Genomic DNA, 24,570 nt, shown 5'->3' on the forward strand with positions numbered 1-24,570 from the left:
GGGAGGGCCGCTGCCGGCCGCTCCCGCCTTCGGTCAGCCCAGCAGGCCGTGCAGGATGTTCGTCACGGGCGCCAGCGCGGAGCCTGTGCCGCTGTGGTCGAGCAGGCTGGTGATCGGGGCCACGACCTCGCACACCAGCGGCGTGACCGCGTGCTCGACGGTGTTCACCACTTCCGCGACCACCGGGGCGACCGCCGAGCTGGCGCCGGCCAGGATGTCGGCCGCAGGCACCGCGGCGCCGGATGCGGCCTGCGTGGCCCCGGCCGCGACGGGTGCCACGGCATCGCTTGCATGGCCGAGCACCGACGACACCGGCTCGAGGATGTCCGCGACGGGGCTCTTGCCTCCGAGCAGGCCGCCGAGCAGGCTGCCCACGAGGCCGTCTTCGCCGACGATGCCGCCGAGCAAGCCGCCTTCACCGCCACCGAGGACGCCGCCCAGCACGCCGTCTTCACCGAGAACACCGCCGAGCAAGCCACCGTCGCCGCCGAGAACGCCGCCCAGAAGGCCGTCGTCACCGAGCACACCGCCGAGCAAACCGCCGTCGCCGCCGAGGACGCCACCCAGCAGACCGTCGTTACCCAGCACGCCGCCAAGCAAGCCACCGTCGCCGCCGAGAACGCCGCCCAGGAGGCCGTCGTCGCCCAGCACGCCGCCAAGCAAGCCACCGTCGCCGCCGAGAACGCCGCCCAGGAGGCCGTCGTCACCCAGCACACCGCCGAGCAAGCCGCCGTCGCCGCCAAGAACGCCGCCCAGGAGGCCGCCGTCACCGAGCACACCGCCGAGCAGGCCGCCATCGCCGCCGAGGACACCACCCAGAAGGCCGTCGTCACCCAGCACACCGCCGAGCAGGCCACCGTCGCCGCCGCCGAGCAGGCTGCCCAACAGGCCTTCATCACCCAGCAAGCCACCGAGCAGGCCACCGTCACCGCCGAGGACGCCACCCAGCAGGCCATCGTCACCCAACACGCCGCCAAGCAGGCCACCGTCGCCACCGAGGACACCGCCCAGCAAACCGTCATCACCCAGCAATCCACCCAGGAGACCACCGTCACCGCCGAGCAAACCACCCAGCAGACCGTCGTCACCCAGCACACCGCCGAGCAGGCCGCCACCGTCGCCGCCGAGGACGCCGTTCAACAGACCGCCGACCGGGCCTTCGGCACCGAGGATGCCGTCGTCGCCGAGAACACCGCCCAGCAGACCGTCGTCGCCAAGGAGCCCGCCCAGAAGGCCGCCATCGCCCAGCACGCCGCTCAGCAAGCCGTCTTCGCCGCCGAGCAGGCCGGCCAGCGGGGTTGCGCTCAGCAGGGAGCCGACCGCGCCGTCCGGGCCGAGCAGGCTGTCCACGAGCCCGTCGCCGCCGAGCAGTCCGCCGGTGAGGCCTTCGCTGCCGAGCAGGCCGGACAGCGCGCCGTCGCCGCCGAGCACGCCGCCCAGGATGCCTTCGTCGCCGAGCAGGCCGTTGACCAGGCCGCCGTCGCCCAGCACACCGCCGAGCAGGCCGCCGTCGCCACCGAGCAAGCCGCCCAGCAGGCCGTCGTCACCCAGGACGCCACCGAGCAAGCCGCCGTCGCCACCCAGCACGCCGCCGAGCAAGCCACCGTCGCCACCGAGCAGACCACCCAACAGGCCATCGTCACCCAGCACTCCGCCCAGCAAGCCGCCTTCGCCACCAAGGACGCCGCCCAGCAGGCCGTCGTCACCGAGCACACCGCCGAGCAGGCCACCTTCGCCGCCCAGCAAGCCGCCCAGCAGACCACCGTCGCCACCGAGCACGCCTCCCAGCAGGCCGTCGTCACCCAGTACACCGCCGAGCAAGCCACCGTCGCCGCCGAGCAGGCCGCCCAACAGGCCATCGTCACCCAGCACGCCGCCAAGCAGACCGCCGTCGCCACCGAGCACGCCACCCAGCAAGCCACCGTCGCCCAGCACACCACCCAGCAGGCCGTCGTCTCCCAGCAGTTGTCCGATCAATCCGTCTTCACCGAGCACGCTGCCCAGCAGGCTGCCATCACCCAGCAGCCCGTCGAGCACCTGGCCGACGACACCATCCGTGCCGAGCAGGTCGTCCACGAGGCCGTCCAGGCCCAGCGGAACGGTGATGCCGCCGAGCAGGCCTTCGCTGCCCAGCACGTTCTCGAGCGCGTTGCCCAGCGCGTCGGTCAGGTAGTCGACCTGGCCGATCAGCGAGCCGACCAGCGCATCGGTCAATCCGTTGCCGAGCAGGCCGTCGACCACCGGGGTCAGCACGCCGCCGACGTGGATGGCGATGTTCTCGACCGCGTTGTCCACGGCCTCGAACTCGTTCGGATCGTCGGGCCGGAACTCCTCGCCGGTGACCGGCGAGAGCAGGTCGTCGACGAGGTCGGTGAGACCATCGGCCACGGGCATCAGGGAACCCAGCGTGCCCGACGAGTCGGACGCGCCGCGCGCCGCTGGGTTGCTTGCGCCGCCCAGGCCGAGGGCGTTGTCGAGTGCGCCGAGCAGATGGCCCGCGAGGCCGTCGCCCGGATCGAGCAGGTGGTCTGCGTCGGCATCGGCGTCCGCATCGGCATCCGCGTCCGCATCAGCGTCGGCATCCGAGTCGGCATCGGCATCCGCATCCGCGTCGCTGTCGGCGTCTGCATCCGCGTCGGCATCCGAGTCTGCATCGGCGTCGGTGTCCGAATCGGCGTCCGCATCGCTGTCGCCGATGCCCGAGACGAACAGCGGGAACCCGCCGCTGTCGCCGCCGCCACCACCGCTCAGTGCGGCGCCCAGGCCGATGGCGCCCAGCGCGCCGAGTGCGAATTCACCCAGGCCGATGCCGCTGCCGGCCGCGGTCTTCTTGCTCACGGCGAGCGCCGCGGCTTCGGCGTCGCTGTCGGGCGAGGTCACATCGAGGTTGCCCGAGGCCACGTCGACGTTCACCTGCTCCAGGCCGCTGGACAGCTTGGTCGAGGTGATGGTGGCGTCGGTGCCGCTCGCAAAGACACCTGACAGTGGCGCCTTGTTGGTGGCGGAGCCGGGGAACAGCACGTTGGCCTGCCCGCCGTCGGGCACGATCACGCGGTCGCCTGCAATGAGGGTCTGGTTGCCGTCCACCGGCATCCGCAGTCCGTCGCGCATGACGACCGTGCCGGGGGTAGCGTTGGACAGCGTGCCCAGGCTGGTCGGCGCGGCGGGCGCGGCCATGGGCGCCGACCCGACGGGGCCCAGGGGCGTGACGCTGGCCTGCGCAAGCACCACGGGAGCGCCGCTTTCGGCGGCGGCGGGGATCGAAGCGATCGGCGATACGGTGGTGGTCATGCGGCCTCCTCGTCAAATAAATGACTACAGAGGGCAACATGCGTGCCGCCTTTGCCTTCAGCCGTCAGCGCGTGGCCGTAAACGCCGTATCTCGTTGATTCGAAAAGACTTTTGTGCGAATGGCCTCATCGGCCCCGTGGTGCAAAAGAGGCAGCTGTCGCCGCTCGTTACGTAACACGGCGCAATTTTTTCTCGGAACGTCCGCGGCGTTCAGGGGCTCAGCCGCGCAGCCGGGCCTGCAGGCTTTTCAGGTTCGCGAGCCACGCGAGGTAGTCCTCGTCGTCCTCGCCCAGCTCGGCCCAGGTGTCGTGCCCGTCGGCATCGGGGTCGTCGAGGATGGCCTGCAGGGCGTCGGCGGCGGCATGGCGCAAGGCGGCGGGCGGGGCGGCCTTGCCGGCGCACCAGTCGACCGCGTCCGGGTGTGCATCGGCGCTGCCTTGGCCGGCGAGCAGTGCCAGCACTTCGCTCGCGGCGACGGTGCCTTCCGTCGAACCTGAATCCAGCGTCTCCTGGATGAAGGCGAGCGCGTCATCGGCTTCCTGCAGTTCAGCCAGCCAATCGAGTGCCTCGTCGTTGCCGAAGCCTGCCGTGGACCATGTACCCATTCGTTTGACTCCCGTGTGTGGCGTGGCCACGGTTTGCAGATTCAGTGATGCTAGCGGGCCGATGGCGTGATCGCGCGCCCTCTCAGAATTCGTCAGAATGCCGAGCGACGCTTCCAAGTAGCATGGCCGCGCCTCTGAAATGAGGCGTGATCATCCAGTCCGTGAGCCGCCGGGGACCACCTCCTTCGGGCCGGCATTGCGGCGGTGTCCTTGCAGGACATTCCGCGGTCACGACCGATCTGCCGTGCATTGCCAACGGAAGCAGAGGTCGGGCCGCATACCAATTCACATGTCCACGGTTTCAGGGAGAGATTCAGCATGTCATTCGTTTTTTCGTCCTTCACCGATCACCTGGGCGCGCTGCCGCCTGAACGTTCGCGCCACGGTGATGCGTTGCGTGCGCGGGTCCAGCAACAGGTGCAGGCGCCACTGCATGCCGACCTGTCGGGCTTCGCCTTCCTGCCCGACCAGACCGACCATCCCGACCACATCGACGCACCGCAGGTGTTCGCGCAGGCGGTCGAGCAGATGTACCTGCCCAAGCCCTGGCTGGGCGACGAGATCCCGCTGTTCTTTCTCGGCTACCACGCCATGAACCGGCTCAGCGGCAAGCGCACGTCGCAAGGGCTGCTGCTGACCGACCAGGCCGTGTACGTGCAGGACGACTTCACCGTGCTGTCGGCCGCACCCCCGCCGGCGCAGGGCCACGCCTTGCCGGCGCGTGCGGACGACGCGCCTTCGTTCGTCTCGATGCTGCTCACCCGCTACAAGGCGTGGAAGGACTGGTCGGGTATCGCCGACGAACCTGAGCCGGTGCTGCTCAAGCGTTGCGGCGAGCTGCTGACGCCAGCGGTCGCGGCGGTGCTCGCCTACCACGCGGAGAACGGCAGCCAGCGGCAGGCGCAGCAACGCGTCTGGACGCTGGCCGAGCTGGTGGCCGACTACGGTGCGGCCGACACCTTGCTCGACCCCGCCAACCAGAAGTTGGCCAAGAAGCTGGGCAAGGTGACGGACAAGTTCCAGATTCCCGCGGGCGAGACCTTGCAGTTCGCGCTGGCCGACTTCCCGCTGTTCGGCGGCCCCTACGGCGTGGCGCTGACTGCGCAGGCGCTGTACGGCAAGGACCTGATGGAGTCGCCGCTGCGCATCGCGCTGGAGCGGGTGGAGGCGCGCGCGCTCCAGATCGGAGAGAAGGGCGACCAGTTGCTGACCGGCTCGACGCCACCGATGGCGCTGCCCGCGCACATGAAGGAAGCGCTTCGCGCACCGTTCCTCGCGTTCCTGCAGCAGGAAGTCGTGCGGCTGCAATCGCGGGCCTGATCGATCCGCCCGCGCGCCATTCAATAAATTTCGGAGGGGTTTTCATGGGGTTCAAGGACACGCTCGCGCACGCGATGCTCGACAACGACAAGCTCAAGTTCGACGCCGCCGCGCCCGCGCTTTCCGCGCAGGAGCAATGGCTGGTCACGCTGAGCACGCCGCTGTCTGCCTTCAACGGCGACTGCGTGAACGCGGTGCTCACCGGCAAGGACAACGACACCCTGCGCGAAGGCGTCGCGCAGGTGTGGAACGTGACCGATCGCGCGAGCTTCGAGCAGACCGCGCGTTGGCTGACCGAAGAAGGGCAGCGCGCGAAGTACCTGCCGGCCTGGAAGGCCATCGGCGCGATCGATGCGGCGGTGCAGTCCACGCCCGGCCTGCTGCGCCTGGTCATGGACGCGTGGTTCCCCGCGTTCTTCCAGATCAAGGCGCGCGAGCACTTGGACATGCGTGCGCTGTCTGCGCAGACCGGGCATTCGAGCGCCGAGCTGAGCCAGCTGATGACGGGCAGCCAGAGCTGGGTCAACGCCCTGCGCAAGCACTTCGGCGTGGCGCCGGCGCAGCTGACGAGCCTGGTGGCCTGGGATGCGGTGCGACTGGCCAATCTGTCGCGTTGGGCGGTGCAGCTGGGCTACATCGAGCGCGCGGAGTTCGCGGGTTTTGCGGGCGGCCTGGAGTCGCAGGTGCGCGCGGCCCATGCCAATTGGTCGCAGGTGAGTGCCGCGTACATCGCGGGCGGGCTGATCTGGCAGTACGCCGGCGCGCGCGAAGAGCACCTGCTGCGCACCAACCGCCTGCTGCTGAGCGACACGCGCAGCCCGTACCGCAGCGTACCTTTCGCCTGAACAGACCCTAGTCCTTCGCCTTCAGTGCGTACACGGCGTAGACCGGCACGCCCAGGAAGAACAGCACCATCGGCGCGAACAGCGTGTAGGGCCAGCCGTAGCCTTCCATCACGCGGTAGGTGCCGTCCAGGCGCAGGCGCGGATGCGGCTGCGTCAGCTCGTCGGTGCGGCGCAGGCCCCAATGGAACTCCGCACCCGTCGCGCGCACGGAAGGGTGCTGGCGCGCGCGGCCCACGGCCAGCCAGCACATCGCGTCGAAGGCCAGCACCGAGCCCGCAGGCGCGCGTTCGCCGAAGGTGGTGAGCACGGCGTTCACCTGCTCGGGCGTGAGGTACATCAGCACGCCCTCGGTGAACAGGAAGACCGGCTGCGCCTGGCGCTTGCGCGGCAGGCCGAGCTGGTCCCACCAGTCGGGCGCCGTGAGGTCGAGTTCGCGCAGGTCGTGGCGCGGATGGGTTTCGGGCAGCAGCTCGCGGCGCAGGGCCAGCACCTCGGGCAGGTCGGCGTCGGTCATGCGCGACTTGCCGTCGTCCAGCCACTGGAAGTAATGGCTCAGGCCGCAGCCCAGGTTCACGACGCGCGCGCCCGGGTGCAGCTTGAGGAAGTCTTGCGCCAGGCTGCGAAAGCGCCGCGTGCGCGCGAGGATGCCGTAGATGGTCGTGCGGTCGTCGGGCAGGGCGTGGTCGTCGTCGCGGATCTGCTCGAGGATGCCGGCGGCGTAGGCGTCGCGCACGGCCATCTGCGGAAAGAGCGCATCGCCCGAGGCCCGCGCGGCCAGCGGAATCCGCAAGGTGGACGGCACGGCCGAGAGCTTGCGCGCGGGTTTGCCGGTGGTCATGAATGCGGGAACAGGGCCATGCGCAAAGTCTGGCCGGTCCCGCGCGCGCGGGCAAGTCAGTCTTTGGTGTTGCCCGCGGGCGGGCGCTGGCGTGCGAGATGGCGGTACACGGTGGCGCGGTGAACGCCGAGCCGGCGCGCCGCGCGCGCCACGTCGTGGTCGCAGGCGCGCAGGGCTTCGTCGATGACGTGGCGGGTGATGGTTTGCAGCGGCGCGTTGGGTTGCGACGCTGTGGCGTCGCTGAAGTCGGCAAGGGGCGCGGCGTCTTGCAGGTGCGTCGGCAGCGCATCGGCCGTCACCGCATCGCCCGGGTCGGCCAGCGCGACCAGCGCACGTAGCACGCTGCGCAGCTCGCGCACGTTGCCGGGCCAGCGGTAGGCGGCCAGGCGCTCCAGCGCGTCGTTCTCCAGGCACAGGTGCTTGGCGGCGCCGCCCGATTCGAGGAACAGCCGCGCGATCAGCGCGCGCCGGTCGGCACGCTCGTGCAGCGCGGGCAGGGCGACGGTGAAGCCGGCCACGCGGTACATCAGGTCGGCGCGAAAGCGCCCGGCCTCGACCAGCGCGGGCAGGCCGGCGTGCGTGGCGCACACCAGGTCGAAATCGACCGCCACGCCCTGGCCGCCACCCAGCGGCGTGACCACGCGGCCTTCGAGCACGCGCAGCAGGCGCGTCTGCAGCGCGAGCGGGATCTCGGCGATCTCATCGAGAAAGAGCACGCCGCCGTGGGCTTCGCGGATGCGCCCCGGCATGCCCTTGCGGCGCGCGCCGGTGAAGGCGCCTTCTTCGTAGCCGAACAGCTCGGCCTCGATCAGCGTCTCGGGCAGCGAGGCGCAATCGACCGCCACGAACGGGCCCGCGCTGCGGCGGCTGGCGGCGTGCAGGCGGCGCGAGAACACCTCTTTGCCGCTGCCGGTTTCGCCATTCACCAGCACCGGCACGCCTTCGTTGAGCACGCGCACGGCGCGCGCCAGCAATGGGCGCACGACGTCGTCGTTGTCGACGGGGGCCGTGTTGGCGGCCATCACCTGCCGCGCGCCGGTGCGGCCCGTGCCGCTGTTCGCCGTGCCGGTGCGCTCCATGACGGTCGCGATCTGCCGTCCGCCCGGCAGCGTGAGCAGGCTGCGCCGGTGCTCCATGCGCGGCCACTGCGCGCCCAAGAATTCTTCGGCATCGAGGTCGAGCAGGCCCTCCCACGAACGGCCGAACAGGTCGAGCGCCACGCGGTTGGCCGCGACGATGCGCCCGTTCTCGATCACCATCAGCCCTTCGCGCGCGGTACCGATCAGCGCCGGCCGCGCGTGGAAGCGCAGCACATGGCCCGAGGCTTCGGCCAGCAGCATGCGGTGCTCGACCTGCTGCGCCGCCATGCGCACAAGGCCCAGGGCGTGGTGGTTCACGCGCGCGGTCTCGCCCGAGATGTCGAGCGCGCCGGCCAGCTCGCCGCGCCCGCTGAAGATGGGCGCCGCTGCGCAGCCCAGCCGGCCGTTCTGCGCCAGGTAGTGCTCGCCGCCCAGCACCATCAGCGCCGCACGCTCGGCCAGCGCGGTGCCGATGGCGTTGGTGCCGCGGTGGCTCTCCGACCATGCCACGCCGGGCTGCAGCGCCACGCGCTGGGCCTTGGGCAGGAAGTCGGGGCTGCCGATCTCTTCGAGGATGAGGCCGGTCGCGTCCGACAGCGCGACGATGCAACCGTTGCCCACCGCATGCTCGGCGAGCCCGTCGAGTTCGGGCTGTGCGCAGCTGAGCAGGCGCATCGCCTGCTCGCGGCGTTCGTTCAGCAGCGACGCCGCCATCGGCGTGGGGTCGATGCATTGCGGATCGACCGGCCGGCTGCGCTGCCACGAGCGCGAGATGTGCGGCGCGATCCACGGCGCCGGGTCGCGACCCTGCGCAAAGAACAGCTCGCGGGCCTGCGCGACGCTGGTCGATGGTGCGGAAGCTTCACTCGTCATGCGTGACTCCGTTGGCGGGATTGCCGGCGATTCGCCTTGTGCGACATCGTAGTCGCCGTATTCGCGCAAACATGTCGCAGATTGCGAATGGAAACCCTCTGCGCGGGCCGCGCCCCCCTGGCGCGGGGCTTGGGGATTGTCCCGATCCCGATGGGTATGCCGCTTGCGGTGCTTGTGCGGGCCGCCGCATGTCGCGGTGCCGCCCGTTCACACCTTACCCAACGGAGACAACCCATGGACATGCTCGAACCGGGCAAATTCGGTACCGCAGTGCCTTTCAAGGCGCGCTACGGCAACTACATCGGCGGCGAATGGGTCGCGCCGGTGGAGAACCAGTATTTCGGGAACATCACGCCCGTCACCGGCAAGGTCTTCTGCGAAGTGCCGCGCTCCAGCGCCGCCGACATCGAGCGCGCGCTCGACGCCGCCCACAAGGCCAAGGGCGCCTGGGGCCGCACCTCGACCACCGAGCGCGCCAACATCCTGAACCGCATCGCCGACCGCATGCAGGAAAACCTGGCCATGCTGGCCGCCGCCGAGACCTGGGACAACGGCAAGCCGATCCGCGAGACCATGGCCGCCGACCTGCCGCTGGCCATCGACCATTTCCGCTACTTCGCCTCGTGCATCCGCTCGCAGGAAGGCGGCATCAGCGAGATCGACCACGAAACCTTCGCGTACCACTTTCACGAGCCCATCGGCGTGGTCGGCCAGATCATTCCGTGGAACTTCCCGATCCTCATGGCCGTGTGGAAGCTCGCGCCCGCGCTGGCGGCCGGCAACTGCGTGGTGCTCAAGCCGGCCGAGCAGACGCCGGTGTCGATCCTGGTGCTGATGGAGGTCATCGGCGACCTGCTGCCGCCGGGCGTGCTGAACATCGTCAACGGTTTCGGCGTGGAGGCGGGCAAGCCGCTGGCGTCGAGCAACCGCATCGGCAAGATCGCCTTCACCGGCGAGACCACCACGGGCCGGCTGATCTCGCAGTACGCGAGCCAGAACCTCATTCCGGTCACGCTGGAGTTGGGCGGCAAGTCGCCCAACATCTTCTTTGCCGACGTGATGGAGCGCGACGACGCCTTCTTCGACAAGGCGCTCGAAGGCTTCACGATGTTCGCGCTGAACCAGGGCGAGGTCTGCACCTGCCCGAGCCGTGCGCTCATTCAAGAGTCGATCTATGACCGCTTCATGGAGCGCGCACTCAAGCGCGTGGCCGCCATCAAGCAAGGCAGCCCGCTCGACGCGGCCACCATGATCGGCGCGCAGGCCTCGAGCGAGCAGCTGGAGAAAATCCTTTCATACCTGGACATCGGCCGGCAGGAGGGCGCGCAGGTGCTCATCGGCGGCGAGCGCCAGCAACTCGAAGGCGATCTGGCCGACGGCTACTACGTGAAGCCGACCGTGTTCCGCGGCCACAACAAGATGCGCATCTTCCAGGAGGAAATCTTCGGCCCGGTCGTGTCGGTCACCACCTTCAAGGACGAGGAAGAAGCGCTGTCCATCGCCAACGACACGCTCTACGGACTGGGCGCCGGCGTGTGGAGCCGCGACATGAACCGTGCCTTCCGCATGGGCCGCGGCATCCAGGCCGGCCGCGTGTGGACCAACTGCTACCACCACTACCCGGCGCATGCGGCCTTCGGTGGCTACAAGCAGTCGGGCATCGGGCGCGAGAACCACAAGATGATGCTCGACCACTACCAGCAGACCAAGAACCTGCTCGTGAGCTACAGCGAGAACAAGCTGGGCTTCTTCTGATGACCGGCGAGGTCCTGCGCGTCACCGCGACCGACGCGGCGCTCGCGCTCATCGACGACCTCGCCGCACGGCACGGCCCGCTGATGTTCCATCAGTCGGGCGGCTGCTGCGATGGCAGCGCGCCCATGTGCTATGCGCAGGGCGAGTTCATCGTGGGCGACTACGACCGGCTGCTGGGCCACATCGGCGGCATGCCGTTCTACATCAGCGGGCCGCAGTTCGAATATTGGCAGCACACGCAGCTGATCATCGACGTCGTGCCGGGGCGCGGCGGGATGTTCTCGCTGGAAGGGCCGCTGGGGGTGCGCTTTCTGACGCGCTCGCGGCTGTTCACGGATGCTGAGTGGGCGGTGCTCGGGGCGGAGGCGGCGGGGTAGGGCGGGGGCGTCGCGTCGATAAACTGGCGTGCTCGATTCCCCATTCCCAGGAGCTCTCCATGAAGATCAGCGCACGCAACGTCCTGTCCGGCAAGGTCATCGCCATCGTCCGCGGCCCCGTCACCACCGAAGTCACGCTGGAGATCGCTCCCGGCGTGCAGATCGTCTCGACCATCACCAGCAGCTCGGCCGAGTCGCTGAAGCTCAGCGAGGGGTCGAATGCCTATGCGGTGATCAAGGCGTCGAGTGTGATGGTGGGCACCGATTGAGGCTGGGCGTCGGAAGCTAACGCGGCGAGAGCCGCGACAGCGCCGTGAGCAGAAGCCAGGCGACCACGCAGACGATCGGAATCGCGACTGCGTAGACATTGAGCACCTGCCGCCAGTTCAATGGCGCCGGCTGTTCGTGAAACGCCTGCCCGGTGTGCGTGACATCGCGGCCGTGGAAATGGCTGTGGTCGACCGTCTGCTGCTCGGTCATCGGGTACACGCGCCATGAACTCAGGGGCAGCAAGGGGATACCGAAAAGCACGATCCATTTGGTCGTGATGTAGGTCCCGCCGATGTCGTGTTCGCGCGCGCCGTAGTAGCGCGTTCCGGTGCCATTCAATGTGTAGGGCATTTTTCTTTTCCTCCGCCCGGCAGCATAGCGGCTCCGTGTGCCGCTACGCCCCCGCCTGCTGCAGAAGCTGCCGCACCAGCAGCTGCGTCGCCGGCGTCAGCGCCGCGCCCGTCTTCGTCGCCATCAGCAGGCGCCGCGTGGCCCAGGCGTCCTTCAGGTGCACCACCTTCAGGCCGAGCGCGGCCACCTGTGCCTTGCAAGCCGCCAGCGGAACCACGCCGATGCCGAGGTTGGCCGCGATCATGTGGCACATCGCATCGAAGCTGCGCACCTGCACGCGCAGGCGCATCGGAATGCCGGCCTGCTCGGCCGCGCGCGAAGTCAGTTCGAGCAGCGAGCTGCTGCGGTTCAGTCCCACGAACTCGTGCGCCAGGCAGGTCTTGAAGTCGACCTGCTTCGCACGCAGGCGCGCCAGCGGGTGTGGTTTGGCGCAGAGCACCACGAGTTCGTCGGTCTGGAAGGGCGCGACGTCCAGGCCGTAGGCGGGCGTGTTCTCGGCGAACACGCCGACGTCGGCGAGGCCGTCGACCAGCGCGCGCACGATGTCGCCGCTCAGTTGTTCCTCGACCTCGACGCGGATATCGGGATGCTGTCCCAGGAACGCCGCCAGCGTGGTCGGCAGGAACTCCGTCAACGCCGACATGTTGGCCCACAGTCGCACATGGCCGCGCACGCCGCTGGCGTAGTCGCCCAGCTCGTTGCTGAATTGCTCGAAGCCCTGGAACAGGCGCATCGCATGCTGCATCGCCACGTGCCCCGCCGGTGTGAGCGCGATGCCCTGGGCGCTGCGTTCGAGCAGCTTCGAGCCTGTGGCGGCTTCGAAGTCGGACAGGCGCCGGCTCGCGGCCGAGAGCGCGAGGTGACACGCTTCCGCGCCCTTGGTGATGCTGCCCGACTGCGCCACGGCGCAGAACAGGCGCAGCGTCACGAAATCGACACGCGCGGGGTTGATGGTGCTGGCCATCGGCGGATTCTAGAGCGCGCGCCAGTGCCGAAAGTCATGCGCACGGGTTAAAAGAATTTTTGACATGTTATGTCGCTGCACCTATAGTGAATCCATCGAAGCATCGCGCGCTTCCCACGGTAGACAACCCAAAGGAGAGGTATGCAATCACTGCTGGATCAACTCGAAGGCCTCGATGTGCTGGCCGGTGCCGCGATGGGCGGGCTGCCCGTGCAGCTGCAGCCGATTCCGGGCAGTACGCCGGTGGTGCAGGTCAGCATCGAGGGGCGCGATGAGCTGCCGATCTTCGTCACCAGCTCCGACATGCAGATCATCTGCATCTGCTATCTCTGGACCGAAGAAGACGTGAAGCCCGCGCGGCGCACCGAGCTGCTCGAATCGCTGCTCGACCTCAATCCGTCGGTCCCGCTGTCGTCCTTCGGACGCGTCGGTGGTCGCTACGTACTCACCGGGGCGCTGGGGCGCAACGCGAGCGTCGAAGACATCGCACGCGAAGTGGCCGTGCTCAGCGACAACGCGCTCGATGCCCTCGACGCCTTGTCCGAATTCCTGAATTAAGCGGAGATCATCATGACAGTCATCAAGAAGCTGGTCACCTTGCTGCGCGGCAGCGCCCGCGAAATCGGCGAGAGCGTGATCGACAGCAACGCCACGCGCATCTACGAGCAGGAAATCATCGACGCCAAGCACAGCATCGAGAAGGCCAAGGGCGACCTCACAGGCGTCATGGCCAAGGAGATGCAGTCTGCCCGCGAAATCGAACGCCTGAAGGGCGAGGTCGCGCGCTACGAAGGCCTGGCGCTCGAAGCGCTCAACAAGACCCAGGAAGGCCTGGCGCTGGACGTGGCGGCGAAGGTTGGCACGCTCGAACAGGAGCTCGAGGAGCAGGCCAAGGCCCACGCCTCGTATGCGCTGCAGGTGTCGCGGCTCAAGGACCTGATCAAGTCGGCCGAGGCGCGCATCCGCGAGCACGAGCGCGAGATCGGCATCGCCAAGACCACCGAGAGCGTCTACCGCGCCACGCAGTCGATCTCCGAGAACATCGGCAGCGGCGGCTCGCGCCTGGCCAGCGCGCGCGAGTCGCTGGAGCGCATCCGCTCGCGCCACGAAGACCTGTCGGACCGCATGGCGGCGGGCCAGCAGCTCGAAGACGAATTCGGCCACAGCGCGCTCGAGAAGAAGCTGGCCGCGGCCGGCATCGGCAACGACGCCGACCGCACCGGCAAGGTGATGGAGCGCATCCGCGCCCGGCAGGCCAAGCCGTCCGAACCGTCCAAGCCGGTTCAGGAGTGACGATGGTGCGGGTCAAGCCGGTTCGCTGGCAAGGCTCCGACGAGGCCATCCGCGCGGTCCAGGTGGCCTTCGACGTGGAAGAGGCCGTGCTCGAGGCCGTGCGCACCGCGGCCTTCGAGCAGCATGTGTCCACGCCCGACCAGATCCGGCAGGTGCTGGGCCTGGCGACCACCTCGAAGCCGAAGCGGCCGCGCCTCACCGTGTCGCTGAGCACGGCCGACTACGAATTTCTGGCGGCGCGTTATGGTCTGTCACCTGACGACCGCCTGGCCATCAAGGAGAGGGCCACGCGCGAACTGATTGCCTTTGCAGGCAAGGCGAACAAGAAGAACACCGGCACGAGGAAGCCGGGCGGCAGGTAAGAAGAAAAGAGAACAACAACCAACCCGCACGCGGGAGGATCAATGGGCGATTTCATGGGAGCGGTGACGGGGTACCCCACCGCGATCTACACGGTGCTGCTCGGCGTCGTGGTGATCTATTGGGTGCTCGCGGTGGTCGGCATGGTCGACTTCGAGAGCAGCGGGATCGACGTCGACCTGCAGACGCATGCCGACGGCGACACCAGCGACATGGGCCAGATCGCGAGCTACGTGGTCGCCTTCGGCCTGAACGGCGTGCCGTTCTCGGTGGCCGTGAGTCTGCTGGTGCTGGTGGCCTGGACGCTCTCGTGCCTGGGCGGCGAGTGGCTGCTGCCGCTGGTGCCGACGATGGTGCTCAAGCTGGTGGCCGGCACGGTGCTGCTGGTGGCCAGCGCGGCCCTCGCCATTCCGGTGACGGCGGTGGCCATCCGCCCGCTCAAGGGCCTCTTCGTGAGCCACACGGCCGTGAGCAACGCGGCGCTCGTGGGCCAGGTCTGCCGCGTCGTCACCGGCGTGGTGAACGAGAAAGACGGCCGCGCCGAAGTGGCGCGCCGCGGTGCCAGCCTCAACATCCGAGTCTGGGCGCCCACGCCCAACGCCCTCAAGCGCGGCTCGCACGCGCTCATCCTCGAATACGACGAGGTGGCCGCGCGCTACCTCATCGCGGCGCACGAAGACATCGTCTGAGAAGGCGTGAACGAACCCGTCATGTCCGCTCATCGGCCACGCCGGATTCGTTCACACCGTCTGACTGCGCGCATCTCTCACCCAAGTTCGTTCGCTCGCTCTTAAAGCATCTGGAGAAAAAATGGAGCCCATCATCTTCGCCGTGGTCATACTGGCCGTCGTCATCCTCGGCCTGTTCGCGATGTTCGCCAAGTTCTATCGCAAGATCGAACAGGGCCACGCGCTCATCGTGAACACGCTGCGCGCCGAGCCCGAGGTGACCTTCACCGGCCGCATGGTCTACCCGATCATCCACAAGGCCGAGCTGATGGACATCTCGGTCAAGACCATCGAGATCGACCGCTCGGGCAACGAAGGCCTCATCTGCCGCGACAACATCCGCGCGGACATCAAGGTGAAGTTCTTCGTGCGCGTCAACAAGACCGCCGACGACGTGCTGAAGGTGGCGCAGGGCATCGGCTGTGCGCGGGCTTCCAACCACGAGACGCTCGAAGAGCTGTTCTCCGCCAAGTTCTCCGAAGCGCTCAAGACCGTGGGCAAGTCGATGGACTTCGTCGACCTGTACCAGGCGCGCGACGGCTTCCGCGACGAGATCATCAGCCAGATCGGCAATGACCTCTCGGGCTACGTGCTCGAAGACGCCGCCATCGACTACCTCGAGCAGACCCCGCTGTCGGAGCTGGATGCCAACAACATCCTCGATGCGCAGGGCATCAAGAAGATCACCGAGCTGACGGCGGTCGAGCACGTGCGCACCAACGAACTGCGCCGCAACGAGGAAATGCAGATCAAGAAGAAGAACGTCGAGACGCAAGAGGCGTTGCTCGAACTCGAACGCCAGCAGGCCGACGCCACCGCGCGCCAGCAGCGCGAAATTGCCAGCGTGCGCGCTCGCGAGGAAGCCGAGACCTCCAAGATCCAGTCCGAAGAGCGCACCAAGTCCGAAACCGCCCGCCTCATGGCCGAGCAGTCGGTCTCGGTGCAGCAGGAGAACGTGCAGCGCGAAAAGGAAGTGGCCGAGAACAACCGCAAGCGCGCGGTGGCCATCGAGGAAGAAAAGGTCACGCGCGCCCGCGATCTCGAAATTGTCGATCGCGAGAAGGAAGTGACCCTGCAGCGCATCGAGAAGGACAAGGCCGTCGAAGTGCAGAAGAAGGCCATTGCCGACGTGATTCGCGAGCGCATCGTGGTCGAGCGCACCGTGGCCGAGCAGGAAGAAGCCATCAAGGAACTGCGCGTGGTCGCCGAGGCCGAGCGCACCAAGAAGTCGGTCGTGATCATGGCCGAGGGCCAGGCCGAAGAGAAGATGGTGCTCGACGTGAAGGCCGCCGAAACGCAGGAAAAGCGCGCCCGCCACAAGGCCGCCGAAGAACTCACGCTGGCTGACGCCAAGCTCAAGGTGGCCGAGCGCGACGCCGAATCGAAGAAGCGCGAAGCCGAAGGTGTGGAAGCCATTTCCGCCGCACCGGGCCTGGCCGCTGCCAAGGTCGAAATTGCCACGGCCCAGGCCAAGCTGGCAAGCTTTGAAGCCGAGGCTTCGGGCAAGGAAAAGCTGGGCCTGGCCGACGTGCATGTGCGCCAGGCCGATGCCGACGCGATCCTCAAGGCCGGCCAGGCCGACGCGCAGGTCATCGAGGCCCGCTCGCAGGCCGAAGCGGCCGGCATGCGTGCCAAGTTCGAGGCTGAAGCCTCGGGCAAGGAAAAGCTCGGCCTCGCCGAAGTCAACGTGCGCACGGCCGACGCCGAGGCCACGCTCAAGTCGGGCCAGGCCGATGCGCAGGTCATCGAAGCGCGCTTCAACGCCGAGGCGAAGGGCCTGCACGAGAAGTTCGAGGCCATGAAGTCCATGAGCCCTGAAACCCGCGACCACGAAGAGTTCCGCATGCGCCTGGAAAAGTCGCACATCGAAACCATGAAGGGCATCGACGCGCAGACGTCCATCGCCAAGGAACAGGCCGACGTGCTGGGCACCGCGCTCGCCAACGCCAAGATCGACATCGTGGGCGGCTCGGGCGACTACTTCGACAGCTTCGTGCGCTCGCTCTCCGTGGGCAAGGGCATCGACGGCGTCATCTCCAAAAGCCAGGCGGTGCAGGTGGCCTTCAAGGAACAGCTCTCGGGCGAGCGCGACGTGGTGAAGGACCTGCGCGACATCGTCGGCGCGCTGGGCAATTCGTCGGGCGAAATCCAGAACCTCAGCGTCGCCTCGCTGATGAGCAAGATCGCCAACGACGGCACCGAGAGCCAGAAGTCGGCGCTGCAGAACCTGATCTCCTCCTTCCGCAACTGAGCCGGGGGCGCGCGATGAACCCGAACCTGAAGTGCAGTTGCGCCGCCCATGCCGCGATGCAGCCTGTCGCGCTCGCCGAAGCGTTGCTCGGCGTGCAGTGCGGCGACTGCCACGGCATGGTGATGGACATGGACGACTGGCGCAGCTGGAAGGCCGCCGACCCCAAGCGCGTGCCGCATGAGGTCGACGACGAGGTGATCGAGGTGTTCGACATCGCCGCCGTGCGCCACTGCCCGGAATGCGAGCGGTTGATGCAGCGCCTGCGCGTGAGCGCCGGGCCCGACTTCCGCATCGACCGCTGCGTGGCCTGCCAGAACCTCTGGTTCGACCAGGGCGAATGGCGCGCCCTCGTGAGCCGCGGCCTGGCCGGCCGGCTCGACGAGCTGCTGTCCGACGGCTGGCAGCGCCGGCTGCAGACCGAGGAGGTGCGCGAGGCGCGCCTGGCCGCGCTGCGCCGCCGCTACGGCGACGACTGCATCGACGAGCTGGACCGCATCCGCGCCTGGCTCGACACCCAGCCTCACCGCGACGAATTGCTCGCACTGCTGCGCGCGGACTGACCGCGCCGATCCATGCAACCCACCGACGACACCGCAGCGCCGCCCGGCGCCCAGGCCCCCATCGACCCCACCGAAGCGCTGGTCTCCGGCAGCGGCAGCTACGACCTGCTGAAGAAACGGCTCGAAACCCAGGGCGAGGGCCTGCTCAAGAAGACGCAGGCGCTCAACGAGCAGCGGCTGGCCGAGTTCGGCCGCTCCGACCAGACGTTGATTTTGCGCACCCGCGCGCGCACCGAGAACAACGCCGTGGCGCGCGACATCGTGCGCATCGGCGACCTGCTGCTGTTCGGCTACAACGTCTTCATCGGCCTGCGCAAGGAAACGGCCGTGGGCGACGTGTTCGGCCTGTACCGGCTCGCATCGCCGGGCGAAGCCGCCACCGAGAACGACGAGCTGCAGCCCGTGCCGCTGGCCGGCACTTTCCTGGAAGACGCGCGCTTCGCCTCCGACTTCCGCGAGCTCTACGCCTACTACAAGCAGGCCACGCTGCTGCAGCTGCGCGTGACGCAGGACAAGCTCCTCGCCTCGTTCCAGATCGGCCAGCAGCTGCACGACGTGCGCGTGTTCCGCTGGGCCATCGAGCGCAACGGCAACATCAACTACATCGACAACCGCGGCGAGCGCGACATCGCCTTGCCCGCGAGCCACGATTTCGAATGGACCGTGGCCACGCGCGAAGACCACGTGGGCGGCAAGCATCCGCACGTGAACGTGCTCGACACCGTGTTCGTCGAGACGCTGGGCGGCGACCTCACGGTCAAGATCGAGAACAACACCGAGACCGGGCTGGGCATCTACGGCGAGCCGGTGGAGGACAAGAGCCAGTCGCTCACCGACGCCGAGATTGCCTGGGCCAAGCTGGGCATGCTGATATTGCTGCGCGTGAAGCCCTACCGCGAGCAGGTCACGCGCTACCTGGTGTTCAACATCCGCACGCAGCAGGTCGAGCGCATCGACGCCATCGGCGGCTCCTGCGTGCAGCTGCCCGAAGACCACGGCATCATTTTTCCGGGCGGCTACTACCTGCAGTCGGGCGAGTACAAGCGCTTCGACCTGCCGGCCGAGGTGGTGGAAAACCTGCGCTTCAAGCGCATGCTGCGCTCGCCCAACGGCGAGGACGTGGCCTATGTGTTCTACGACCCGAAGCCCGGGCGCTATGCGCTGTTCAACTACAACCTGATCGACAAGAAGCTCGCCACGCCGATCATCGCCAACGGCTACGCGCGCTTTGCCGACGGCCGCATGCTGGTGTTCAACGGCGACGACGTCGAGCCCACGCGCGTGCACCCGATGCAGCTGTGGCAGACGCCCTTCGCCAGCGAAGAGCACGTGAGCGCGCAGCCGCCCGCCACCGGCTTCTTCGGCAAGATCGGCAACGCCGAGCTGGTGCGCGGCGTGAGCGACCTCATGGGCATCGCCCGCGCGGTGCGCGAGCAGGCGCCCACGCGCGCCGCCTACGAAGACCTGATCCGCCAGTGCACCCGCGTGAGCGACGCCTACTTCTGGCTCGACGCACCCGAGGCCACCGGCCTCATGGGCGAGCTGCGCAGCATCGCCGAGGTGGCGCGCAGCACGCTGGCCGAGTTCGAAAAGGTCGACACCATCCGCCGCGAAACCGCGCGCGCGCTGGCCCGCGCGGAAGACGAGCAGCATGCGCTGCTGGTCGACATTGCCAGCACCCTCTGGCGCGCGCCCGACGATTTCGTGAAGGCGCTGGGCCGGCTGCGCGAACGGCGCGGCGCGCTGCAGATGCTCAAGGAGCTGCGCTACGCCGACCTGCCACGCATCGCCGCGATGGACGCCGCGCTCGAGGTCGAGCAGCAACGCATCGGCGAACGCGCGATGCAGTTCCTGGCGGCCGACACGGCCTTCCACGGCCAGCGCCAGGCGCTGGACAAGCTCGCACTCGAACTGCCCAACCTGGCCACCTCGCCCGCGCTCGGCCAGATGCTGGCCACGCTCGACGAGCAGGCCGCCGGCCTCGACCTGCTGACCGAGCAGCTGGGCAGCCTGCCGGGCGGCGACGCGGTCATTCGAACGTCGATCCTCGACCGCATCTCGCTGATCTACGCCGACATCAACCGCATGCGCGCCGATGCACGCGCGCGGCGCAAGTCGCTCGGAGCCACCGAGGCGCGTGCCGAATTCGGCGCACAGTTCAAGCTCTTCAGCCAGGCGGTCGAGAACGCGCTGGAATTCGCCGACACGCCCGAGAAGTGCGACGACGCGCTCACGCGCCTCTTGGCCCAACTCGAAGAAATCGAAGGCCGCTTCGCCGAGCAGGAAGACTTCCTGGCCGACATCGCCGAGAAGCGCGAGACCGTGTACGAAGCGCTGTCCGCGCGCCGCCAGAGCCTGGTCGACGCCCGCCAGCGCCGTGCGCAGGGCGTGGTCGACGCGGCAGGGCGCATCCTCGACGGCATTCCGCGCCGCATCGCGCAGTTCGGCGACCTGACGCAGGTGCACAGCTACTTCGCGGCCGACCCGATGATCGGCAAGCTGCACACGCTGATCGCCGACCTGCGCACGCTGGGCGCCGCGGTGCCGGCCGACGAACTCGACACGCGCCTGAAGACCGCGCGCGACCAGGCCCTGCGCTCCATCCGCGACAAGCGCGAGCTGGTGAGCGAGGGCGGCGACACGCTGCGCCTGGGCCGCCACGCCTTCACCGTGCACCGCCAGCCGGTCGACCTGACGCTGGTGGCCCGCGACGAGGGCATGGCCTACCAGGTGACGGGCACCGACTACCAGAGCCCGGTGGATGAGCCCCGGCTGCTGCCGCTGCAGCGCTACTGGGACCAGTCGCTGGTGTCGGAAACACCTGAACTGTCGCGCGCCGAATACCTCGCCGGCCGCCTGCTGGAGGCGCTGCTCGACGGCAAGGCCGAGCGCACCTGGGCCGAGGTGCTCACGCTGCTGGCCGAAGACCCGCTGCATCCGCAGCTGCTCGACATGGTTCGCCGTTTCGCAGCGGCGCGCTACCAGGAGGGCTACCAGAAGGGCATCCACGACGACGACGCGATGCGCCTGCTGGGCGCGCTCGTCGGCATGCAGGACCAGGCGGGCCTGCTCGCCTGGGGCCCGACCGAACGCGCGCTGGCCTTGCTCTACTGGCAGCACGGCCACCTGATCGCGCACCGCGAATCGATGCTGCGCCGCGCGCGTGCCGCGATGCAGATGCTGGCGCTGTTCGGCCGGCGAGATGCGCTGGAGCAGCTCGAAGCCGACATCGCGCGCGCACTGAACCACTTCGCCCGCGACGTGGTGCCCGACCTGCTGCCTGTGGCCGACGCCGAAAACGACGAAACACGCGACGCACACGACGGCCGCGTGACCACCTTGTGCGACCAGGCCGCCGCATACCTCGTGCGCGAACTCGCCGGCCCGCATGGGGGCGAGACCTGGGCCGTGTCCGGCGCGGGCGAAGACCTCGCGGCGGCGTTGCTGCGCGAGCTGGAGCGCGGCGGCCGGCGCGACGCGTGGCAGCACGACCTCGATGCTGCACCGCCGGCCGAGCGCTGGCGCCTGGCGCGCGACTGGGTGCGCGCCTACGCGACGCACCAGGCACCGCAATCGGTCGACTGGACCGACGACGCGGCCAGCGTGCTGGCGATGCCGTTGCAGCGCACTCGCGTCAATGCGGCGCTCGACCGCACCGTCGAGGGCCTGCGCGGCGAGCATCCGCGCGTCGCCGAAGGGCGCCTGACGCTGAACCTCAACGACTTCTGGCGCCGCTTCCTGTTCCACGCGATGCACGCGGTGCCGGGCTACGAGGCACTGCACAGCCTGCGCCACGAGTTGCTCGAACGCGAGAAGGCGCGGCTCAAGCTGAGCCAGTTCCAGGCCAAGCCGCTGTCGACCTTCGTGCGCAACCAGCTGATCGACGAGCTGTACCTGCCCCTCATCGGCGACAACCTGGCCAAGCAGATCGGCTCGGCGGGCGAGGGCAGCCGCACCGACCGCATGGGCCTGCTGCTGCTGATCTCGCCGCCCGGTTACGGCAAGACGACGCTCATGGAGTATGTGGCCGACCGGCTTGGGCTGATCTTCGTGCGCATCAACTGCCCGGCGCTCGGCCACGGCGTGACGGCCATCGACCCGGCCAACGCGCCCAACAGCGCGGCGCGGCAGGAGCTGGAAAAGCTCAACCTGGGCCTGGCCATGGGCAGCAACGTGATGCTGTACCTGGACGACATCCAGCACACCAGCCCCGAGTTCCTGCAGAAGTTCATCGCGTTGGCCGACGGCACGCGCCGCATCGAGGGCGTGTGGAACGGCGAGCCGCGCAGCTACGACATGCGCGGCAAGCGCTTCGCGATCGTGATGGCGGGCAACCCGTACACCGAGTCGGGTGACGTGTTCAAGATCCCGGACATGCTGGCCAACCGCGCCGACATCTACAACCTGGGCGACGTGCTCTCGGGCCGCGAGGCGGCGTTCGCGCTCTCGTACATCGAGAACAGCCTGACCTCCAACCCCACGCTGATGCCGCTGGCCTCGCGCGACCCGAAGGACGTGCAGCTGCTGGTGAAGATGGCGCAGGGCCACGACGTGCCGAGCAGCGCGCTGTCGCACGCCTACAGCTCGGTCGAGCTGGAAGAGATCAAGGCGCTGCTGCAGCGCCTGTTCCGGGCGCGCGACCTGCTGCTGAAGGTGAACCTCGCGTACATCGAATCGGCCGCGCAGCAGGAGACCTACCGCGTCGCGCCGCCGTTCAAGCTGCAGGGCAGCTACCGCAACATGACCAAGCTCGCGGGCAAGATCACCGCGCTGATGCGCGACGACGAGCTCGACGCACTGCTGCGCGACCACTACCGCGGCGAGGCCCAGACGCTGACCACCGGCGCGGAAGAAAACCTGCTGCGCCTGGCCCAATTGCTTGGCAGCCCGACGCCCGAGGAAAGTGCACGCTGGACCGCCATCTGCGACGAGTTCGTGCGCCAGCGCAAGCTCGGCGGCGCCGACGTGGACGGCAGCCAGCGCATCGCGAGCAGCATGCTCGATGTGGCGCGCGCGGTCGATGCACTCAAGCCCGAGCCCAAGCCACCGGCCGAGGGCCCGAACGAGAGCCAGCGCCTGGCCGACGCCATGCTGCAGATCGCCGTGACGTACCGCGAGCTGATCCTGCCGCTGGTGACCGCCACCGAACGCCGGCTCGAACTCGACCGCTCGATCAAGCAGGACATGGAGCGCCTCGCCGCCGAGGTGCAGGCCACGCGGGCCGCGCCCAGGCGTGTGCCACCGCCGCCATCTCCGCCCAAAGCCGACAAGGATCAGTGATGTCCGCATTGCCCGAACTGCTGGCCCAGCTCGACGCGACGATGGCCGACGCGCGCCTGAGCGACGACGAGCGCCGCGTGCTGGTCCACACCCTGCGCGAAGCCTCGCCGCCCGAAGACGGCCTGCGCCAGCTGCGCAACCGCGCCTTCGACCTCGTGCGCTCGCGCACCGCCGACCCCGAGCAGCTGTCGCTGCTCAAGTGGCTCGAAGGCGTGGTGCGCGCGATCGACACCGGCCGCTCGCCCGACAGCGTCACGGTGCGCTCGCAGGCCTACTTCAGCCCCGGCACGGCCTGCCTGCAGGCGATCAACCAGCAGCTGCGTGCGGCGAAGCACGCGGTCGACCTGTGCGTCTTCACGCTTTCGGACGACCGCATCACCGCCGAGGTGCTGGCGGCGCACCGGCGCGGGGTGACCGTGCGTTGCATCACCGACAACGACAAGGAGTTCGACCGCGGCAGCGACGTCGGCCAGCTGCGCGCGGCGGGCATTCCGGTGGCGGTGGACCGCACCGACGCCCACATGCACCACAAGTTCGCGATCTTCGACGGCGCGCGGCTGCTCAACGGCAGCTACAACTGGACCCGCAGCGCCTGCGAGTACAACGAGGAGAACCTGGTGCTGAGCAACGACCCGCCGCTGGTGCGCCGCTTCGCGGACAAATTCGACACCTTGTGGAAAGAACTGCAGGCCCCCTGATGCCAAGACGAATCGACTACGACTGGGAACTGCCCGCCGCCATGCAGCAGCGGCTGGGCGGCAGCACCTACGGCGCGCAGCGCATCATCCACGAGCAGGAGCACCTGATGGTGATCCTGCACGAACCGCCCTCGGGCACCGGCGCCGAGCGCAAGCCCGTGGTGTTCCTGCGCAAGCCCGACGGCGCATGGCTGCACAAGGGCAATAACCCCGGCGAGCGCGCGCTCGCCAAGCTGCTCGACAGCTACCGCGCGGCGTTCAGCACCTTCGAGATCCGCCACCAGGCCGCCGAGACCTCGGAAGACCTGTTCCAGATCCTCGGCCCGCTGATCCCGCTCACCCGCGCCGCGCGGAACATGCAGGACACCCTGCAGGCCGCGCGCGATGCGGTGAAGGGCGACCTGATGCTCATCGACCAGCGCGACCTCGCGGTGGAAATCGCACGCGGCTTCGAGCTGCTGCTGGCCGACACGCGCATGTCGCTCGACTACCGGCTCGCACGCGCGGCCGAGGCGCAGGCGCACTCCGCGCTCGAGATGAGCCGTGCGCAGCACAAGCTCAACACCATCGCCGCGCTGACCTTTCCGCTCATGGCCATCGGCGCGGCCTTCGGCATGAACCTGCACAGCGGTGTGGAGAACCTGCCTTCGTGGGTGTACTGGCTCGTCTTTGCGGCCGGCATCTGCCTGGGCGTGATGCTGCGCGGCTGGGTCAAGACGCCGGCCGAGCCGCCGGTGGTCGCCAAGCCTGCGTCCACGCTGAAGAAAAAGTAGGGTGCACCGCAGGGTCTTCGCGTTTCGCGAAGGCCTGCTGCCATCCGAGCAATTCCGTT

Annotated in this window: 20 protein-coding genes; 14 read left to right on the forward strand and 6 right to left on the reverse strand. The window is 68.5% G+C overall.

Annotated features, from left to right (window positions below; all coding sequences use genetic code 11):
• Nucleotides 1-33 precede the first annotated feature (33 nt).
• Entirely contained in the window at nucleotides 34-3,291 is a 3,258-nt protein-coding gene (locus AC3WQM_RS09700; RefSeq protein ID WP_492678293.1) for a hypothetical protein, read from the reverse strand.
• A gap of 218 nt (nucleotides 3,292-3,509) precedes the next feature.
• Entirely contained in the window at nucleotides 3,510-3,896 is a 387-nt protein-coding gene (locus AC3WQM_RS09705; RefSeq protein WP_492678295.1) for a DUF4259 domain-containing protein, read from the reverse strand.
• Between the two features lie 318 nt (nucleotides 3,897-4,214).
• Between AC3WQM_RS09705 and AC3WQM_RS09710 the strand changes: the two genes are divergently transcribed.
• Both AC3WQM_RS09710 and AC3WQM_RS09715 read left to right on the forward strand, forming a co-directional pair.
• A complete protein-coding gene (locus tag AC3WQM_RS09710; RefSeq protein ID WP_492678297.1) occupies nucleotides 4,215-5,216 on the forward strand; it encodes a hypothetical protein in 1,002 nt (333 codons plus the stop codon).
• 44 nt (nucleotides 5,217-5,260) lie between these two features.
• Nucleotides 5,261-6,061: a DUF1266 domain-containing protein gene (locus AC3WQM_RS09715; protein WP_492678299.1), complete on the forward strand. Its 801-nt coding sequence runs from the start codon at nucleotides 5,261-5,263 to the stop codon at nucleotides 6,059-6,061.
• A gap of 7 nt (nucleotides 6,062-6,068) precedes the next feature.
• Here AC3WQM_RS09715 and AC3WQM_RS09720 read toward each other — a convergent pair whose 3' ends face one another.
• Together AC3WQM_RS09720 and AC3WQM_RS09725 are read right to left on the reverse strand one after the other, a co-directional pair.
• The gene (locus tag AC3WQM_RS09720) at nucleotides 6,069-6,899 is read right to left on the reverse strand and encodes a class I SAM-dependent methyltransferase (protein ID WP_492678301.1); all 831 of its coding nucleotides are present in this window, start codon (nucleotides 6,897-6,899) and stop codon (nucleotides 6,069-6,071) included.
• Between the two features lie 56 nt (nucleotides 6,900-6,955).
• Entirely contained in the window at nucleotides 6,956-8,851 is a 1,896-nt protein-coding gene (locus AC3WQM_RS09725; protein WP_492678303.1) for a sigma-54-dependent Fis family transcriptional regulator, read from the reverse strand.
• A gap of 234 nt (nucleotides 8,852-9,085) precedes the next feature.
• On the opposite strand from AC3WQM_RS09725, the gene adh reads away from it, so the two are divergent.
• The 3 genes from adh to AC3WQM_RS09740 are packed head-to-tail and all read left to right on the forward strand — an operon-like array spanning nucleotide 9,086 to nucleotide 11,252.
• A complete protein-coding gene (adh, locus tag AC3WQM_RS09730) occupies nucleotides 9,086-10,606 on the forward strand; it encodes an aldehyde dehydrogenase (RefSeq protein ID WP_492678305.1) in 1,521 nt (506 codons plus the stop codon).
• Entirely contained in the window at nucleotides 10,606-10,983 is a 378-nt protein-coding gene (locus AC3WQM_RS09735) for a DUF779 domain-containing protein (protein ID WP_492678307.1), read from the forward strand. Before adh ends, AC3WQM_RS09735 begins: the two co-directional genes overlap by 1 nt.
• Nucleotides 10,984-11,042: 59 nt before the next feature.
• Nucleotides 11,043-11,252: a TOBE domain-containing protein gene (locus AC3WQM_RS09740; RefSeq protein ID WP_489057183.1), complete on the forward strand. Its 210-nt coding sequence runs from the start codon at nucleotides 11,043-11,045 to the stop codon at nucleotides 11,250-11,252.
• A gap of 16 nt (nucleotides 11,253-11,268) precedes the next feature.
• Here AC3WQM_RS09740 and AC3WQM_RS09745 read toward each other — a convergent pair whose 3' ends face one another.
• Nucleotides 11,269-11,604 carry a hypothetical protein gene (locus AC3WQM_RS09745; RefSeq protein ID WP_489057182.1) on the reverse strand — a complete coding sequence of 112 codons (336 nt, stop codon included), beginning with the start codon at nucleotides 11,602-11,604 and terminating at the stop codon, nucleotides 11,269-11,271.
• Nucleotides 11,605-11,647: 43 nt separating this feature from the next.
• Entirely contained in the window at nucleotides 11,648-12,568 is a 921-nt protein-coding gene (locus AC3WQM_RS09750) for a LysR family transcriptional regulator (RefSeq protein ID WP_492678309.1), read from the reverse strand.
• A 141-nt stretch (nucleotides 12,569-12,709) separates the two neighbouring features.
• Here AC3WQM_RS09750 and AC3WQM_RS09755 point away from each other — a divergent pair, with 141 nt between their 5' ends.
• The 9 genes from AC3WQM_RS09755 to AC3WQM_RS09795 all read left to right on the forward strand — a co-directional run bounded on the left by AC3WQM_RS09755 (nucleotide 12,710) and on the right by AC3WQM_RS09795 (nucleotide 24,511).
• Entirely contained in the window at nucleotides 12,710-13,126 is a 417-nt protein-coding gene (locus AC3WQM_RS09755; RefSeq protein WP_489057180.1) for a YjfI family protein, read from the forward strand.
• A 12-nt stretch (nucleotides 13,127-13,138) separates the two neighbouring features.
• Nucleotides 13,139-13,861 carry a PspA/IM30 family protein gene (locus tag AC3WQM_RS09760; protein WP_492678311.1) on the forward strand — a complete coding sequence of 241 codons (723 nt, stop codon included), beginning with the start codon at nucleotides 13,139-13,141 and terminating at the stop codon, nucleotides 13,859-13,861.
• A gap of 2 nt (nucleotides 13,862-13,863) precedes the next feature.
• Entirely contained in the window at nucleotides 13,864-14,223 is a 360-nt protein-coding gene (locus AC3WQM_RS09765) for a hypothetical protein (RefSeq protein WP_369632375.1), read from the forward strand.
• Between the two features lie 42 nt (nucleotides 14,224-14,265).
• Complete coding sequence (locus tag AC3WQM_RS09770) at nucleotides 14,266-14,910, forward strand: OB-fold-containig protein (protein ID WP_095744901.1); 645 nt, start codon at nucleotides 14,266-14,268, stop codon at nucleotides 14,908-14,910.
• Nucleotides 14,911-15,031: 121 nt separating this feature from the next.
• Complete coding sequence (locus tag AC3WQM_RS09775) at nucleotides 15,032-17,200, forward strand: flotillin family protein (RefSeq protein ID WP_062476401.1); 2,169 nt, start codon at nucleotides 15,032-15,034, stop codon at nucleotides 17,198-17,200.
• 14 nt (nucleotides 17,201-17,214) lie between these two features.
• Nucleotides 17,215-17,760: a TFIIB-type zinc ribbon-containing protein gene (locus tag AC3WQM_RS09780; protein WP_095947463.1), complete on the forward strand. Its 546-nt coding sequence runs from the start codon at nucleotides 17,215-17,217 to the stop codon at nucleotides 17,758-17,760.
• Between the two features lie 12 nt (nucleotides 17,761-17,772).
• The gene (locus AC3WQM_RS09785) at nucleotides 17,773-23,040 is read left to right on the forward strand and encodes a DNA repair ATPase (RefSeq protein WP_492678313.1); all 5,268 of its coding nucleotides are present in this window, start codon (nucleotides 17,773-17,775) and stop codon (nucleotides 23,038-23,040) included.
• On the forward strand, nucleotides 23,040-23,738 hold the full coding sequence (locus AC3WQM_RS09790; RefSeq protein WP_492678315.1) for a phospholipase D-like domain-containing protein: 699 nt from the start codon (nucleotides 23,040-23,042) through the stop codon (nucleotides 23,736-23,738). Before AC3WQM_RS09785 ends, AC3WQM_RS09790 begins: the two co-directional genes overlap by 1 nt.
• Nucleotides 23,738-24,511, forward strand: coding sequence for a magnesium transporter CorA family protein (locus tag AC3WQM_RS09795; RefSeq protein ID WP_492678317.1), 774 nt, complete (start codon nucleotides 23,738-23,740; stop codon nucleotides 24,509-24,511). The genes AC3WQM_RS09790 and AC3WQM_RS09795 overlap by 1 nt, the downstream gene beginning before the upstream one ends.
• Nucleotides 24,512-24,570: the final 59 nt, after the last annotated feature.

The sequence above is a fragment of the Variovorax sp. FW301-JW7 genome (genome assembly GCF_058788795.1).